The following is a 15,690-nucleotide window of genomic DNA, read 5'->3' on the forward strand; positions in this document are numbered from 1 at the left end:
CGTCTCGAGAATCAGCTTAGCCCCAGCTCTCGCCAGATCCGCATCACCTGCCGCCGTTCGTCCGCGAACTGGTCGCCCGGTATCACGCCGGCGTCCTTCTGCAAGGCCTGCCGGTGGGCGGCGGAACGATAGGCCTTATAGGCCTCGCGCAACAGGCTGGCGTCTTCGACGGGCATCAGCCCTTCGTGTTCCAGCTCTTCCAGAATGCGGATATTGTCCGTCCAGCGCAGCAGCGGCGGGTGGCTTTGCGACCACGCCAGGGCCGCGTATTGCACCATAAATTCAATATCGACGATACCTCCGGCGTCCTGCTTGAGGTCGAACGGCGCCATGGCGTCGAAGGCATTCGCCCCGGTACCGGCAGCCGTGCTCTTGCTCCCGAGGTTGTCGCGCATCTTCGCGCGCATCTCGCTCACTTCCTGTTGCAGCTTCGCCAGATCCCGCGCCTTGCCCAATACCTGGGCCCGCACTTTCTCGAACGCCTGGCCGACATCCTGACTGCCCACCAGCACCCGCGCCCGCACCAACGCCTGATGTTCCCATGTCCAGGCTTCATTTTCTTGATAGCGGGCGAACGCTCCAAGCGAACTCACCAACAGCCCCGATGCACCGGACGGTCGCAGACGCATGTCGACTTCATACAGCTGACCGGAGTTGGTCTGCGCCGTCAGCAGGTGAATGATCCGCTGGCCGAGCCGGGTAAAGAACTGCGCGCCATCAATCGGTTTCGCCCCGTCGGTTTCCGCCTGCGGATCGCCGTCGTGAATAAACACCAGATCCAGGTCCGAACCATGCCCCAACTCGATCCCGCCGACTTTCCCATAACCGACAATGATGAAGCCGGGATCGCACAGCGTGCCGTCGGTGCGCAGCGGCGTGCCGTACTTGGCCACGGTCTGGCGCCAGGCCAGGGCCAGCACTTGCTCGAGAATCGCTTCGGCGAGCCAGGTCAGGTAATCGCTGACTTTCATCAGCGGCAGGCTGCCGGCGATTTCCGAGGCGGCGACGCGCAAGCGGTGCGCCAGCTTGAAGTGGCGCAGGGCCTCCATCTGCTGTTCGAGGTCGTCCTCCGGAATCCGGGTCAAGCGCTCGCGCAACTCGGCGGCCAGTTCCGGCGCCAGCGGCGGCTTGAACAGGCGGCCTTCGTTGAGCAATTCATCGAGCAGCAGAGGGAAACGGGTGATCTGCTCGGCGATCCACGGGCTGGCGGCGCACAGGGTCAACAAGCGCCGCAGCGCGCCGGGGTTTTCCGTCAGCAACACTAAATAAGCCGAACGCCGGGCCACCGCTTCAACCAGCGGCAGGACCCGCTCTAGCACCAGATCCGGATTGTCGTGCTCCACTGCCTGAGCGAGCAGGCGCGGAATAAAGGCGTCGAGGCGTTCGCGCCCCAGACGCTGCATCGCCCGCAGTTGCGGACTGCTGCGCAGACCGGCCAGCGCCTTCAAGGCTTTGGTGGCGTCGGCAAAACCGCCTTCTTCCAGTTGGCGGCAGGCGGCTTCTTCGTCCTGCGCCTCTTCCCACAGCGGCAGCCATTCGCCGCCGACCACTACTTCGCAATCGGCACCCTCTTCTTCATCGGGGTCAGCGATCACTTGTGCAAAGTGCCAGGCCACCCGGCCACGCCAGAACATCAGCTTTTCATGGAAGGCGTCCCAGTCGGCGAAACCGAGCATGAAGGCGATGCGCGCCTGATCCTGCGCAGTGTCTGGCAGCATCTGGGTCTGACGGTCGGCAATCGCCTGGATCGCGTGTTCGGTGTAGCGCAGGAATTCGTAACCTTCGCGCAGTTCGCTGATCACCGCCGGCGGCAGGTAACCCTGCCCTTCCAGCGTGCCCAGCACCTTTAATAGAGGGCGCTGTTGCAGGCTCAGATCGCGACCACCGTGGATCAACTGGAAGGCCTGGGCGATGAACTCGACTTCACGGATGCCGCCGGAGCCCAGCTTGATGTTGTCGGCCATGCCTTTGCGCCGGACTTCCTGCTGGATCAACTGCTTCATGGTGCGCAGCGCTTCGATCGCCGAGAAGTCCAGATAGCGCCGGTAAACAAACGGTCGCAGCATGTCGAGCAACTGCGCGCCCGCCACCTGATCGCCCGCGACGACCCGCGCCTTGATCATCGCATAGCGTTCCCAGTCGCGGCCCTGATCCTGGTAATACTGCTCCAGCGCATTGAAGCTCAGCACCAGCGCACCGGACGAGCCGTAAGGGCGCAGGCGCATGTCGACGCGGAACACGAAGCCGTCGACGGTCATCGGGTCGAGGGCCTTGATCAGGCGCTGACCGAGGCGGATGAAGAATTCCTGATTATCCAGCGCGCGCTTCACGCCGACGGTTTCGCCACCCTCGGGGTAGGCGAAGATCAGGTCGATGTCCGAAGACAGGTTCAGCTCGACCGCGCCGAGCTTGCCCATGCCGAGGATGACCATTTGCTGCGGTTCGCCGCTGCGCCGGCCGGTGGGCGTGCCGAATTGCTGGCAATGGCGGCTGTACAGCCATTGATAGGCCTGGTCGATGCTGGCGTCGGCCATGTCGGAAAGGTCGCGGCAGGTCTGCACCAGATCGGCCTGACGGGTCAGGTCGCGCCAGATAATCCGCACCTGATGCCGGGCACGCTGGCGACGCAGGACACGGCCCAGTTCGTCTTCTGTTTGTGCAGCGTTCACTGCGGCGGCGATCTGCCCGCACAGCTCGCCGGGGGCGAACGGCCGGTCGAGTTCGCCGGACTGCACCAGCGACAGCAACATCAAAGGGTCACGAACACTCTGTTCAATCACGAAATCGCTGGCGGCGGTGACGCGGGCGAACTGCGCCCAGCGCTCTGGAGTCCAGGTGGAGAAGCCGTGATCGCCTTCGGTCAATCCGGCGACGGCCGTACGGAACGACTGCTCCGATCGGCTGACCAACGGCAGGAGAATGGCGGGCAGTTCGGCAAGCGCGGGCAGGGTCATGGTCTATCCTTGATCGGCGTGTAAATGGCCGCTTGTAGTGATGATTGAAAAACCGCTACGCGAAGGACTGTCGAACAAAAGTGAGAAATAGCTGAAATTTCTTTTTCTTTGGCAGCCAACATCAAACTTTCACCTTTTTCGGATGGCTAACGACCAACCTTAACGATTATTCTCACAACGCAGTCGGAGGCCACAAGCCTTTCATCTGTAGTTTTACTACTCGTCTATACATTCGAAAGGCTGAAATGCCGGATGATTTGTAGTAAAACTACACGCCGCCGGAACAACCTGTCGGCAATCCAAGAATTTTAAATCGTCTGCCCACAAGGCCAGTCGCAAACTCAGGCAACCGATTCTGGAAGCCTTTCCGCCCTGGAGCAAGCCATGCAAGACCTCGATCCCGTCGAAACCCAGGAATGGCTGGACGCCCTGGAATCGGTTCTCGACAAAGAAGGCGAAGACCGTGCTCACTATCTGATGACCCGTATGGGCGAACTCGCGACCCGCAGCGGCTCGCAACTGCCTTACGCCATCACCACGCCTTACCGCAACACCATCCCGGTTACCCACGAAGCACGCATGCCTGGCGACCTGTTCATGGAACGCCGCATTCGCTCGCTGGTACGCTGGAACGCGATGGCCATGGTAATGCGTACGAACCTGAAAGATTCTGACCTGGGCGGTCACATCTCCAGCTTCGCCTCCAGCGCGACCCTGTACGACATCGGTTTCAACTACTTCTTCCAGGCCCCGACCGACGAACACGGCGGCGACCTGATCTACTTCCAGGGTCACACCTCGCCAGGCGTCTACGCCCGTGCGTTCATGGAAGGCCGCATTTCCGAAGACCAGATGAACAACTTCCGCCAGGAAGTCGACGGTCAGGGCCTGTCGTCCTACCCGCACCCTTGGCTGATGCCTGACTTCTGGCAGTTCCCGACCGTTTCGATGGGTCTGGGTCCGATCCAGGCGATCTACCAGGCGCGCTTCATGAAGTACCTGGAACACCGCGGCTTCATCCAGCCGGGCAAACAGAAAGTCTGGTGCTTCCTGGGCGACGGCGAGTGCGACGAGCCGGAATCCCTGGGCGCGATCTCCCTGGCCGGCCGCGAGAAGCTGGACAACCTGATCTTCGTCATCAACTGCAACCTGCAGCGCCTCGACGGCCCGGTTCGCGGCAACGGCAAGATCATCCAGGAACTCGAAGGCGTGTTCCGCGGCGCTCAGTGGAACGTGACCAAAGTCATCTGGGGCCGTTTCTGGGACCCGTTGCTGGCCAAAGACGTCGACGGCATCCTGCAACGTCGCATGGACGAAGTCATCGACGGCGAGTACCAGAACTACAAAGCCAAAGACGGCGCGTTCGTGCGTGAACACTTCTTCAACACGCCTGAACTCAAGGCGATGGTTGCAGACCTGTCCGACGACGAGATCTGGAAACTCAACCGTGGCGGCCACGACCCGTACAAGGTCTACGCGGCGTACCACGAAGCGGTCAACCACAAAGAACAGCCGACCGTCATCCTGGCCAAGACCATCAAGGGTTACGGTACCGGTGCGGGCGAAGCGAAGAACACCGCGCACAACACCAAGAAAGTCGACGTCGACAGCCTGAAGCTGTTCCGCGACCGCTTCGACATCCCGGTGAAAGACGAAGAGCTGGAAAACCTGCCGTTCTTCAAGCCGGAGCCAAACAGCGCCGAAGCCCGTTACCTGGCCGAGCGCCGCGCCGCACTGGGCGGTTTCGTGCCTCAGCGTCGCGCACAAAGCTTCAGCGTACCGACTCCGGATCTGGACACCCTCAAGGCGATCCTCGACGGTTCCGGCGACCGTGAAATTTCCACCACCATGGCCTTCGTGCGGATCCTCGCGCAACTGGTCAAGGACAAGGAAATCGGCCCGCGCATCGTTCCGATCATCCCGGACGAAGCCCGTACCTTCGGTATGGAAGGCATGTTCCGTCAGCTGGGCATCTACTCGTCCGTCGGCCAGCTCTACGAGCCAGTCGATAAAGACCAGGTGATGTTCTACAAGGAAGACCAGAAAGGTCAGATCCTTGAAGAAGGCATCAACGAAGCGGGCGCCATGAGTTCCTTCATCGCCGCCGGTACTTCGTACTCCAGCCACAACCAGCCAATGCTGCCGTTCTACATCTTCTACTCGATGTTCGGCTTCCAGCGTATCGGCGACCTGGCCTGGGCTGCCGGCGACAGCCGTACCCGTGGTTTCCTGATCGGCGGCACCGCCGGCCGTACCACCCTGAACGGTGAAGGCCTGCAGCACGAAGATGGTCACAGCCACCTGCTGGCTGCCACCATCCCGAACTGCCGCACCTACGATCCGACCTACGGCTACGAGCTGGCGGTGATCATTCAGGACGGCATGAAGAAGATGACCGAAGAGCAACAGGACATTTTCTATTACATCACCGTGATGAACGAGTCGTACCAGCAGCCAGCCATGCCGGCCGGTGCCGAAGAAGGCATCAAGAAAGGCATGTACCTGCTCGAAGAAGACACCCGCGATGCGGCGCACCACGTACAGCTGATGGGCTCCGGCACCATCCTGCGTGAAGTCCGTGAAGCGGCGAAGATCCTGCGTGAAGAGTTCAACATCGGCGCCGATGTGTGGAGCGTCACCAGCTTCAACGAACTGCGTCGCGACGGCCTGGCCGTAGAGCGCAGCAACCGTCTGAAACCAGGCCAGAAGCCTAAGCGCAGCTACGTCGAAGAGTGCCTGGGCGGCCGTAAAGGTCCGGTCATTGCCTCTACCGACTACATGAAACTGTTCGCCGAGCAGATCCGTCAGTGGGTACCGTCCAAGGAATTCAAAGTCCTGGGCACCGACGGTTTCGGCCGCAGCGACAGCCGCAAGAAACTGCGTCATTTCTTCGAAGTCGACCGTCATTTCGTGGTGTTGGCAGCCCTGGAAGCACTGGCTGACCGTGGCGATATCGAACCTAAAGTCGTGGCCGAGGCCATTACCAGGTTCGGCATCGACCCGGAAAAACGCAACCCACTGGACTGCTGAGGAGAAACTCTGTGAGCGAACTCATTCGCGTACCTGACATCGGCAGCGGTGAAGGTGAAGTAATCGAACTGTTTGTGAAGGTCGGCGACCGTATCGAAGCCGACCAGAGCATCCTGACTCTGGAATCGGACAAGGCCAGCATGGAAGTGCCGGCCCCGAAGGCCGGCGTCATCAAGAGCCTGAAAGTGAAGCTGGGCGATCGCCTGAAAGAAGGCGACGAACTGCTGGAACTGGAAGTCGAGGGCGCCGCGCAAGCGGCCCCTGCTCCGGCTGCTGCGCCTGCCGCCAAGGCTGAAGCCGCACCGGCTGCCGCTCCTGCTGCTGCCGCGCCAGCCGCTGCCCCTGCTGCCGCTTCGGTTCAGCAAGTGCACGTGCCGGACATCGGTTCGTCGGGCAAGGCCCAGATCATCGAGATCCAGGTCAAGGTCGGCGACAAGGTCGAGGCTGATCAGTCGCTGATCACCCTGGAATCCGACAAGGCGAGCATGGAAATCCCGTCGCCTGCCGCTGGCGTGGTCAAGGCCATCAGCGTCAAGTTGAACGACGAAGTCGGCACCGGCGACCTGATTCTGGATCTGGAAGTGGCGGGTGCTGCGGCCCCTGCGGCTGCCGCTCCGGCCCAGGCTGCTGCTCCAGCCGCTGCTGCTGCGCCGGCTCCGGTCGCCGCGCCTGCCGCACCGGTTGCCGACAGCGTTCAGGACATCCACGTTCCGGACATCGGTTCGGCCGGCAAGGCCAAGATCATCGAAGTATTGGTCAAGGCTGGCGACAGCGTTGAAGCCGACCAGTCGCTGATCACCCTGGAATCCGACAAGGCGAGCATGGAAATCCCGTCGCCTGCCGCTGGCGTGGTGGAAAGCATTTCCATCAAGCTGGACGACGAAGTCGGCACCGGCGACCTGATCCTCAAGCTGAAAGTCAAAGGCGCCGCTCCGGCTGCTGCCCCGGCCCCAGCTGCCGCTGCTGCTCCGAGCGCTCCGGCGCCAGCCGCTGCTGCTCCGGCCGCCGCTGCACCGGCTGCTGCCGCTCCGGTTGCCGCTCCAGCCAAGCCTGGCGCAAAAGTTCACGCCGGCCCTGCCGTGCGCCAACTGGCTCGCGAATTCGGCGTCGAGCTGAGCGCTGTCGGCGCCAGCGGCCCGCACGGTCGCATCCTGAAAGAAGACGTGCAGGTTTACGTCAAAGCCATGATGCAGAAGGCCAAGGAAGTACCGGCCGCTGCTGCTGGCGCAACCGGTGGCGCGGGCATCCCGCCGATTCCGGTCGTCGACTTCAGCCGTTTCGGCGAAATCGAAGAAGTGCCGATGACCCGCCTGATGCAGGTCGGCGCCGCCAACCTGCACCGCAGCTGGCTGAACGTGCCGCACGTGACGCAATTCGACTCGGCGGATATCACCGAGCTGGAAGCGTTCCGCAACGCACAGAAAGCCGTTGCAGAGAAGGCCGGCGTCAAGCTGACCATCCTGCCGTTGCTGCTCAAGTCCTGCGCACACCTGCTCAAGGAACTGCCGGACTTCAACAGCTCGCTGGCGCCAAGCGGCAAAGCGATCATCCGCAAGAAATACGTGAACATCGGCTTCGCCGTCGACACCCCGGATGGCCTGCTGGTACCGGTCATCAAGAACGTCGACCAGAAGAGCCTGCTGCAACTGGCCGCCGAGGCCGCTTCCCTGGCTGAAAAGGCCCGGACCAAGAAGCTCTCGTCGGACGAGATGCAAGGCGCCTGCTTCACCATTTCCAGCCTCGGCCACATTGGCGGCACCGGCTTCACGCCGATCGTCAACGCGCCGGAAGTGGCGATCCTCGGTGTTTCCAAGGCAACCATCCAGCCAGTCTGGGACGGCAAAGCCTTCCAGCCGAAACTGATGCTGCCACTGTCGCTGTCCTACGATCACCGCGTGATCAACGGCGCCGCTGCGGCACGCTTCACCAAGCGTCTGAGCGATCTGCTGGCGGACATCCGCACCATCCTGCTGTAAAGCGCTCGGCCCTCCGGCAACGGAGGGCCGACTGCGTTCCACGTTTTCGAGCGCCACACGCTCGTACCTCAACCCCGTCAGTTTGGCGGGGCTTTTTTTTGCCTGAAATAACGCACGCCTGTACTTTTCCCACAACTTGCGCTGACATCAGCCACGACCCAAGTCCACTTCCTGTCGATATTTTTCAGCAGCAGGCAACTAATCTTGGCGCACAAAAGTTAGCCAATAAAAACTGGAAAACTTTATTACTCATTAACTTTCATTCGAATGGATTCGAACATGCTAAAGCCTGTTGTCGGCCCGATTATTGGCCACACCACAACTCACCAGACAAGAATATTCATTCGCGGCAACTTTCAAAATGGCGCGACGGCATTTGCCGGCATCCGTTACCGGATCACTGATTCAAAACAATGGTCGAAGGGACTGTTTATCAAACTTGATGCCAGCCGTGATCAATCTGGCGTCCTGGTTCTCGACAACTTGACCGCCGACACCGATTACGAATACCAGACCGGCTGGTTCACCCCGATGAGCCCGGCCCACACGGTTGAAAGCGTGGCGGAACTCCCGCTGCAATGGCCACGCGAAACCTGTCGCTTTCGTACTCGCAGCGACCAGCCTCTGCAACCACGGGCCTACATCCTCGGCTCCTGCCGTTACTTGCGCCTGACCGCCGGCCTGCCCGTGCTCCCGCAGCTGGGCGACCGGATCTTCGCCTCGATCAGCCAATTGATAGAAGGCGCACGCCCCCCGGTCAGCGCGATCATGATGAGCGGTGACCAGATCTACGCCGATGATTTGAACCTGATTGCACCGGACCGCGAATATAACGAGATCATTGCCAAATATCGTGCAGCTTTCTCTCAACCAAATATTCAACGATTGATGTCGGGCACTTCGACTTACATGATTCTCGACGACCATGAAATAGAAGACAACTGGCCAGCAAATGCCGACCCATCCGATGAAGCACTGTTTCACAATGCAATGGCGGCTTACGAAATCTATCAGGTCAGTCACAGCCCGGCCTGTTCGCTGACAACTAACGGCCAGGTGAATACTTCGCTGAAGCACTATTGGTATCAATTCAGCGATGGCGATATCGAGTGGTTTGTGACCGATAGCCGAACCCGTCGCAACTTGTCCAGCGAGAACCGCCGCATCCTGGATGAAGAACAGGAACAGGCCTTGTGCAAGTGGTTGATCGAAAGCCCCGCGCGGGTCAAGTTGGTAGTCACCAGTGTCATGTTCTACCCGGATCGCAGAATGAACGGCGAGGATGCCTGGATGGGCTTCCCGGAACAGCGTTTGCGCCTGCTGGAAACCATCCGCCAGCATCGGATCAGAAACGTGGTGTTTATTTCCGGCGACGTGCATGGCTCGCTGACCTCCCGCCTGACCCACAGCGACGATCCTGACTTCGAAGTGCACACCATCGTGTCCTCGCCGTTGAGCAACAGCAAACTGCTGCCCTATGCCACGGCCTCGACGTTCATTCTCGATCAGCCGCTGGCCCGTACCGACGCAGGAGAATACCGGCACACGCTGACCAGCGAAGTCGTCAGTCAGGACAATTTTGCCCACATGGTGGTCGAGGCCGGGCACATCCTGGTCAACTACCACGACCGCGATGGCAAGCGCCTGCAAACGATCAACATTCCACTTCGCTAAACCCGGAGGCTTTACCGTTCCAGTTGCGCGATGGCTCTGGAACGGTACTTTCCGCGCGATCGCGCATTACTTTCCGCCACCCGCTGGAGAAATGCCCGCCGCAGCCGACATATTCTTATAGCACTTGGCCTTCATGTCTCTTGTCAGTCGGTGCCGCAATGATGCAACCTTGCCGCAGGCAACAGTAAAGAGGGCGAGAGCCCGGCGCGTTCAGCAAATTTCCAAGCGAGTTCCCTTCATGAAGAGCCAACCCGATGCCGCCAGCCGTATGGCGGCCGAGGTAGTGACGCAGTTGCCTGTGCCCTCGCGGCTCGGCATGCTGCGTTTCGAGCGCCTGAATGAAGCCAGCTGGGCGATGCTGTTTCTCGATCCCAATTGCGAACGTCAGTTCGGCCAGCCGGCCGTCGAACTCTGCGCCCTGGTCGGTTCGCCCTACGCCAGCCTGATGGAGCCCGAAGCGCGTTATCAGTTGCACGACGCAATCCAGCAGCAGCTCGGCCAGAGCCCGCATTATCTGGTGCGCTACACCCTGCACACCGCTGCCGGCGCCCTGAGCATTCTTGAACTCGGCGAAGCCTACAAACAGCACAACCGTCATTTGCTGCGTGGTTACCTGCTGGCGGTCGACGACGTATTTGACGAAGCACCAACGCTGCCGTCCGTCGACCTGGAAACCCAGAACTCCCGCCTGCAAATCGCCCTTGAGCTCAATCAGCGCGCCCAGCAGGAACAATTGCAGCACCTGGAGCGGGTGCGCGCCCAGCAGGATCTGATCCTGTTGCTGGCCCGCCAGCGCTACAGCAGCCAGAACTCCCTGCAGGAAGCCGCCGAGCTGATTACCCGTTGCGCCTGCGATATCTACGAAATCGACTGCGCCAGCCTGTGGAACCTCGAAGGCCAGAAACTGGTACCGATCTCGGCCTACCACCGCGCCACCCAGGAATACATCCTGCCGGACGTGATCGACGTCAGCGGCTTCCCCGATTACATGGAAGCGCTGCACGGCAGCCGCGCCATCGACGCGCACAACGCGATGCGCGACCCGCGTACCCGGGAAATGGCCGAAGCCCTGCGCCCTCGTGACGTCAACGCCATGCTCGACGCCAGCATCCGCGTCGACGGTCAGGTGGTCGGCGTGCTGTGCCTGGAGCAGACCGGCGTCACCCGCGCCTGGCAATCCGACGAAATCGCCTTTGCCGGCGAGCTGGCCGACCAGTTCGCCCAGGTCATCAACAATCACAACCGCCGCACCGCCACCAGCGCCCTGCACCTGTTCCAGCGTGCGGTCGAGCAAAGTGCCAACGCCTTTTTGCTGGTCAACTGCGACGGCGTGGTCGAATACGTCAACCCGAGCTTCACCGCGATCACCCAGTACACCACCGAGGAGGTCCACGGCCAGCGCCTGTCGGAGCTGCCGGCCCTGGAGAACCTCAGCGAGCTGCTGTTCGACGCCCCCTCCGCGCTGGCCAAGAGCAACAGCTGGCAGGGCGAATTCAAGAGCCGCCGCAAGAACCTCGAACCCTACTGGGGCCAGTTGTCGATTTCCAAGGTCTACGGCGACAACCGTGAGCTGACGCATTACATCGGCATCTACGAAGACATCACCCAGACCAAACTGGCGCAGCAGCGCATCGAGCGCCTGGCGTACACCGACAACCTGACCAACCTCGGCAACCGGCCTGCATTTATCCGCAATCTGGACGAACGCTTCGCCCGAGACAGCGATACCCCGATCAGCCTGCTGCTGGTGGACATCGACAACTTCAAGCGGATCAACGACAGCCTCGGCCACCAGACCGGCGACAAACTGTTGATCAGCCTGGCCCGGCGCCTGCGCAACAGCCTGAGCCCGAGCGGCAGCCTGGCGCGGTTCGCCAGTAACGAATTCGCGGTGTTGCTCGACAACACCGACCTTGAAGCCGGCCAACAGATCGCCAGCCAGTTGCTGATGACTCTCGACAAACCGATGTTCGTCGACAACCAGCTGATCAGCGTTACCGGCTCCGTGGGTCTGGCCTGCGCGCCGCTGCACGGCCGCGACCCGCAGACCCTGATGCGTAACGCCGGCCTCGCCCTGCACAAGGCCAAGGCCAACGGCAAACACCAGGTGCAGGTGTTCACCGAAGCGCTGAACGCCGAGGCCAGTTACAAACTGTTCGTCGAGAACAACCTGCGCCGCGCCCTGACCCAGAACGAGCTGGACGTGTTCTATCAGCCGAAGCTGTGCCTGCGCAGCGGTCGTCTGCTCGGCATGGAAGCGCTGCTGCGCTGGAACCACCCGGAACGCGGCATGATCCGCCCGGACCAGTTCATCAGCGTCGCCGAGGAAACCGGCCTGATCATTCCGATCGGCAAGTGGATCGCCCGCCAGGCCTGCCGCATGAGCAAAGCGCTGACCGCCGCCGGCATGGGCAACCTGCAAGTGGCGATCAACCTGTCGCCCAAGCAGTTCTCCGACCCGGATCTGGTGGCCTCGATCGCCAACATCCTCAAGGAAGAAGCCCTGCCGGCCAATCTGCTGGAGCTGGAGCTGACCGAAGGCCTGCTGCTGGAAGCCACCGAAGACACCCACTTGCAGCTCGACCAGCTCAAGCGCCTGGGCCTGACCCTGGCCATGGACGACTTCGGCACCGGCTACTCGTCGCTCAGCTACCTGAAGAAATTCCCGATCGACATCATCAAGATCGATCGCAGCTTCATCCATGAAATCCCGGACAACCAGGACGACATGGAAATCACCTCCGCCGTGATCGCCATGGCCCACAACCTGAAACTCAAGGTCGTGGCCGAAGGCATCGAGACCGCCGAGCAGCTGGCATTCCTGCGCCGCCACCGCTGCGACGTCGGCCAGGGCTACCTGTTCGACCGGCCGATTCCGGGCGGCGAGCTGATCCAGGCGCTCAAGCGCTACCCGCGCGGCCCGCTCTGCCTGTAACCCACCGGACACTATCCGCACACTTTGCCTGGTGATTAACTTGGCATCATTGGGCACACTGGTGGTCTGCTTATTTACATCCCATCCTGACTGAGAGGAACGATCATGGTTCTGCGCTCGGAAATTCTGGTGAACAAAAACGTGCTACCGACTAAAGAACAAGCTCTGCCCGGCCGCGAAACCCCGATGGCCCTGCCTGAAAAACACTTTGTTTTCACCGAGACGCCGTTGCTGGGCCCGTTCTTTCAGGACGTCGACTTCGCGATTTTCGGTCTGGGCTGCTTCTGGGGTGCGGAACGCCGTTTCTGGCAACGCGAAGGCGTGGTCAGCACCGTGGTCGGTTACGCCGGCGGTTTCACGCCGAATCCGACCTACGAAGAAGTGTGCTCGGGCCTGACCGGCCACGCCGAAGTGGTGCTGGTGGTGTATGACAAGGCCAAGGTCAGCTACGAAGAGCTGCTGGCGATGTTCTGGGAATTGCATAACCCGACCCAGGGCATGCGTCAGGGCAACGACATCGGCACCCAGTACCGTTCGGTGATCTACGCGACCCACCCGGAGCAACTGGATGCGGCGCTGAAGAGCAAGGCCGTGTATCAGGCCGAACTGTCGAAGGCGGGTCTGGGTGAAATCAGCACCGAGATTGAACAGGCCCCGACCGTTTATTTCGCCGAGACTTATCACCAGCAGTATCTGGCGAAAAACCCGGAAGGCTACTGCGGGATTGGCGGCACTGGCGTTTGCATGCCACCGAGCCTGGCGGGTAACTAAGCCCGTCCTGATCGCTCCCGCGCTATGTGCGGGAGCGATTGACGGTTGATCAGCTCTCGGCGATCAACCAGTCCATCTGCCACCCACCCTGGGTCTGCCCAAGTTTCTTGGACAGCCACGGCAGCAGCTCACGCAATTCTTCCTCCAGCCCCCACGGCGGATTGGCGATCGCCAGGCCAGAGCCGTTCAGGCTGTTCGGCGTGTCCAGCGGATGCACCAGCAGCTCGACCCGCAGCAACTTCGGCGCACCGGTGCCGGCCAGATCCTGATAGAAACGACGCAATGCGCGCTGGTCCTTTACCGGGTACCAGATCGCCGCCACGGTCTGGCGCATGCGCGAGATCGCCTCTTTCAAGGACGCCGCGCAACGCTGCATCTCGTCGAGTTTCTCGAACGGCGGGTCGATCAGCATCACCGCACGCTTCTCGGCCACCGGCAGCAACGCCCGCGCCACATGCCAGCCCTCCCCCAGATGCACGGCCACACGACGGTCGCCCTTCATGTTGTCCTTGAGCAGCACGCCGTCTTCCGGGTGCTTCTCGTTGAGCAACACCCGATCCTGGGAGCGGGTCAGACGCCGCGCCAGTTCCGGCGAACCCGGGTAGTAGCGCAACTGGCCATCCGGGTTCATCTCGTGCAGCACGTTCATGTAGTCCGCGGTCAGCGCCGGCAGATCCGGCTGGTCCCACAACCGCGCGATGCCTTCCAGGTACTCGCCGGTACGGTTGGCCTGATCGCCCTGCAGGTCATACAGACCGATGCCGGCGTGGCTGTCGAGATAGGCAAACGGCTGCTCCTTGCGCGACATCAGGGCGATGAGGCGGGTCAAGGTCAGGTGTTTGAACACATCGGCGTGATTGCCGGCATGGAAGGCGTGACGATAATTCATGGCTGCTCCTGCGAGGGCCGTGAAGTTTACCTTTTACCGGGCGGCAAGTCAGGGGTTGGGGGCTGAGTGGGCGTTCCCGGCGTTACACTGGCCGCAACCTCCTGACAGGAAGTCTGAAAATCATGTACCGCCGGATCATTGCCCTCCTGTGCCTGCCGGGTTCATTACACGCCTTCGCTGGTGAAGAACACACCGAACAGGCACGCCAGAATCTCAAGAACTACGGCTTGAGCCACTGCATCCTGGCGCCATTCAAAGAACAGTCCGCACTGGAAAAGGACATCAAACTGTCCGCCGGAGCCTACTCGTTCATGGGCAAAGGCCTGCACACCGTTGTTCAGAATGAGGACACGCTGGAGGTCACGCATGATCCGTATGCTGAGACTGAGAAATACATGGCAAGCGCCTACCTCAAAACGTCCTCTACCAGCAAACAGAATGGTAAAAACATAGTGTTTTATTCTTGCCTGGAAATTTATAACTCCCCGGAATTTGACGCTTTCATAAAGTCGCAGGATCAGTATCTGCAAAACTGAAATCTTCTCGCCTGACTAAATGATCCTTCCAAACCGATGCTGGAAAGATCTTTGGAAAGAACTGAGTGGGTGGTCTGGCTGTCGGGTACATCCTTCAGAAGCCCCTCACCCTAGCCCTCTCCCCGCGGGAGAGGGGACTGACGGTGGTGATCTTTCGGCTTGCATCGACCTGAAAAATCACCGCGACCTCCGCTTGGCCAAGCGAAGTTCACCCCTGAAGTAGCAGGTCGGCGTAGATCACTAATTCACTTCGGTCGGTCCCCTCTACCCCTGGGAGAGGGTTAGGGTGAGGGGAAGAGATCTAAGGCCGGTCACGCAACCTGCGGCCAATCACATCCAAGACATCACAACCGTCACGCAACGGAATCACACAGAGCTGGGCAAAGTCGCTAAGGATGACCGAGTCGCACTCGACCGAGCCGCGCATGCACATGTTTTCCAGGACCTGGATTACGGCGCGGATGCGGTAGTTGGCGGCGTCCATCAGGACATCGAGCGGGGCGTGGGTGTCGATGAACAGGGTGGGCATGTCGTTGCAGTTGCTGGTCAGCGCCATGAGGCGGTTGTTGGGGTGAGGGATGAATGGTTCGTAGGGTGGATCGGGTTTCAATGTTGGCACAGGAGTAACTCCTAACGTATTGGATGGAACCGCCAACTCTCACTTCCACGCATTAGGTGGCGGCTGTACGCAGGTGTGGAAGACCGGGACGTTAGGCACCCGGCGCACTCGAAAGCGCCCCGCGCACAGCCACCAAAAACTCAAACGACAAAGACGTCTGACTGGTGCAGCTTGACGCGCCTAACGATAAAAGGGCTTCCACGCCCTGTCACCGAATTTGCGGTGACAACCAAAGCCTATCCCCGCACTACCGCGCCCACCAGTTCACGCAAACCGCCGCAACTCGCAGGAAACGTCCGAAGCCTT

At 60.8% G+C, this 15,690-nt stretch carries 9 protein-coding genes; 6 read left to right on the top strand and 3 right to left on the bottom strand.

From position 1 onward, the window contains the following. Positions 1–11 precede the first annotated feature (11 nt). Positions 12–2,954, bottom strand: a complete 2,943-nt coding sequence (glnE, locus tag M5B98_RS15015; protein WP_248743116.1) for a bifunctional [glutamate--ammonia ligase]-adenylyl-L-tyrosine phosphorylase/[glutamate--ammonia-ligase] adenylyltransferase — start codon at positions 2,952–2,954, stop codon at positions 12–14. A 384-nt stretch (positions 2,955–3,338) separates the two neighbouring features. On the opposite strand from glnE, the gene aceE reads away from it, so the two are divergent. From aceE to msrA, 5 genes are all read left to right on the top strand, one after another. After that, the gene (aceE, locus tag M5B98_RS15020; RefSeq protein ID WP_248743117.1) at positions 3,339–5,984 is read left to right on the top strand and encodes a pyruvate dehydrogenase (acetyl-transferring), homodimeric type; all 2,646 of its coding nucleotides are present in this window, start codon (positions 3,339–3,341) and stop codon (positions 5,982–5,984) included. Positions 5,985–5,995: 11 nt separating this feature from the next. Further along, the gene (aceF, locus tag M5B98_RS15025; protein WP_248743118.1) at positions 5,996–7,960 is read left to right on the top strand and encodes a dihydrolipoyllysine-residue acetyltransferase; all 1,965 of its coding nucleotides are present in this window, start codon (positions 5,996–5,998) and stop codon (positions 7,958–7,960) included. A 279-nt stretch (positions 7,961–8,239) separates the two neighbouring features. Beyond that, positions 8,240–9,634: an alkaline phosphatase D family protein gene (locus M5B98_RS15030; RefSeq protein WP_248743119.1), complete on the top strand. Its 1,395-nt coding sequence runs from the start codon at positions 8,240–8,242 to the stop codon at positions 9,632–9,634. 238 nt (positions 9,635–9,872) lie between these two features. Further along, positions 9,873–12,569 (top strand): putative bifunctional diguanylate cyclase/phosphodiesterase, encoded by a 2,697-nt coding sequence (locus tag M5B98_RS15035; protein WP_085711103.1) that lies wholly within the window; start codon positions 9,873–9,875, stop codon positions 12,567–12,569. A 105-nt stretch (positions 12,570–12,674) separates the two neighbouring features. Beyond that, complete coding sequence (gene msrA / locus M5B98_RS15040) at positions 12,675–13,340, top strand: peptide-methionine (S)-S-oxide reductase MsrA (RefSeq protein ID WP_085711102.1); 666 nt, start codon at positions 12,675–12,677, stop codon at positions 13,338–13,340. Positions 13,341–13,389: 49 nt separating this feature from the next. On the opposite strand, the gene M5B98_RS15045 is transcribed toward msrA, so the two are convergent. Beyond that, on the bottom strand, positions 13,390–14,229 hold the full coding sequence (locus tag M5B98_RS15045; RefSeq protein ID WP_085711101.1) for a 23S rRNA (adenine(2030)-N(6))-methyltransferase RlmJ: 840 nt from the start codon (positions 14,227–14,229) through the stop codon (positions 13,390–13,392). A gap of 122 nt (positions 14,230–14,351) precedes the next feature. Between M5B98_RS15045 and M5B98_RS15050 the strand changes: the two genes are divergently transcribed. Further along, complete coding sequence (locus M5B98_RS15050) at positions 14,352–14,765, top strand: T6SS amidase immunity protein Tai4 family protein (protein WP_248743120.1); 414 nt, start codon at positions 14,352–14,354, stop codon at positions 14,763–14,765. Between the two features lie 301 nt (positions 14,766–15,066). Here the strand turns inward: M5B98_RS15050 and M5B98_RS15055 are convergent, their stop codons facing one another. Further along, a complete protein-coding gene (locus M5B98_RS15055) occupies positions 15,067–15,384 on the bottom strand; it encodes a hypothetical protein (protein ID WP_248743121.1) in 318 nt (105 codons plus the stop codon). Between the last annotated feature and the right edge of the window lie 306 nt (positions 15,385–15,690).

The sequence above is a fragment of the Pseudomonas sp. MWU12-3088 genome (assembly GCF_023242405.1).
GTDB classification, from domain to species: Bacteria; Pseudomonadota; Gammaproteobacteria; order Pseudomonadales; family Pseudomonadaceae; genus Aquipseudomonas; species Aquipseudomonas kribbensis.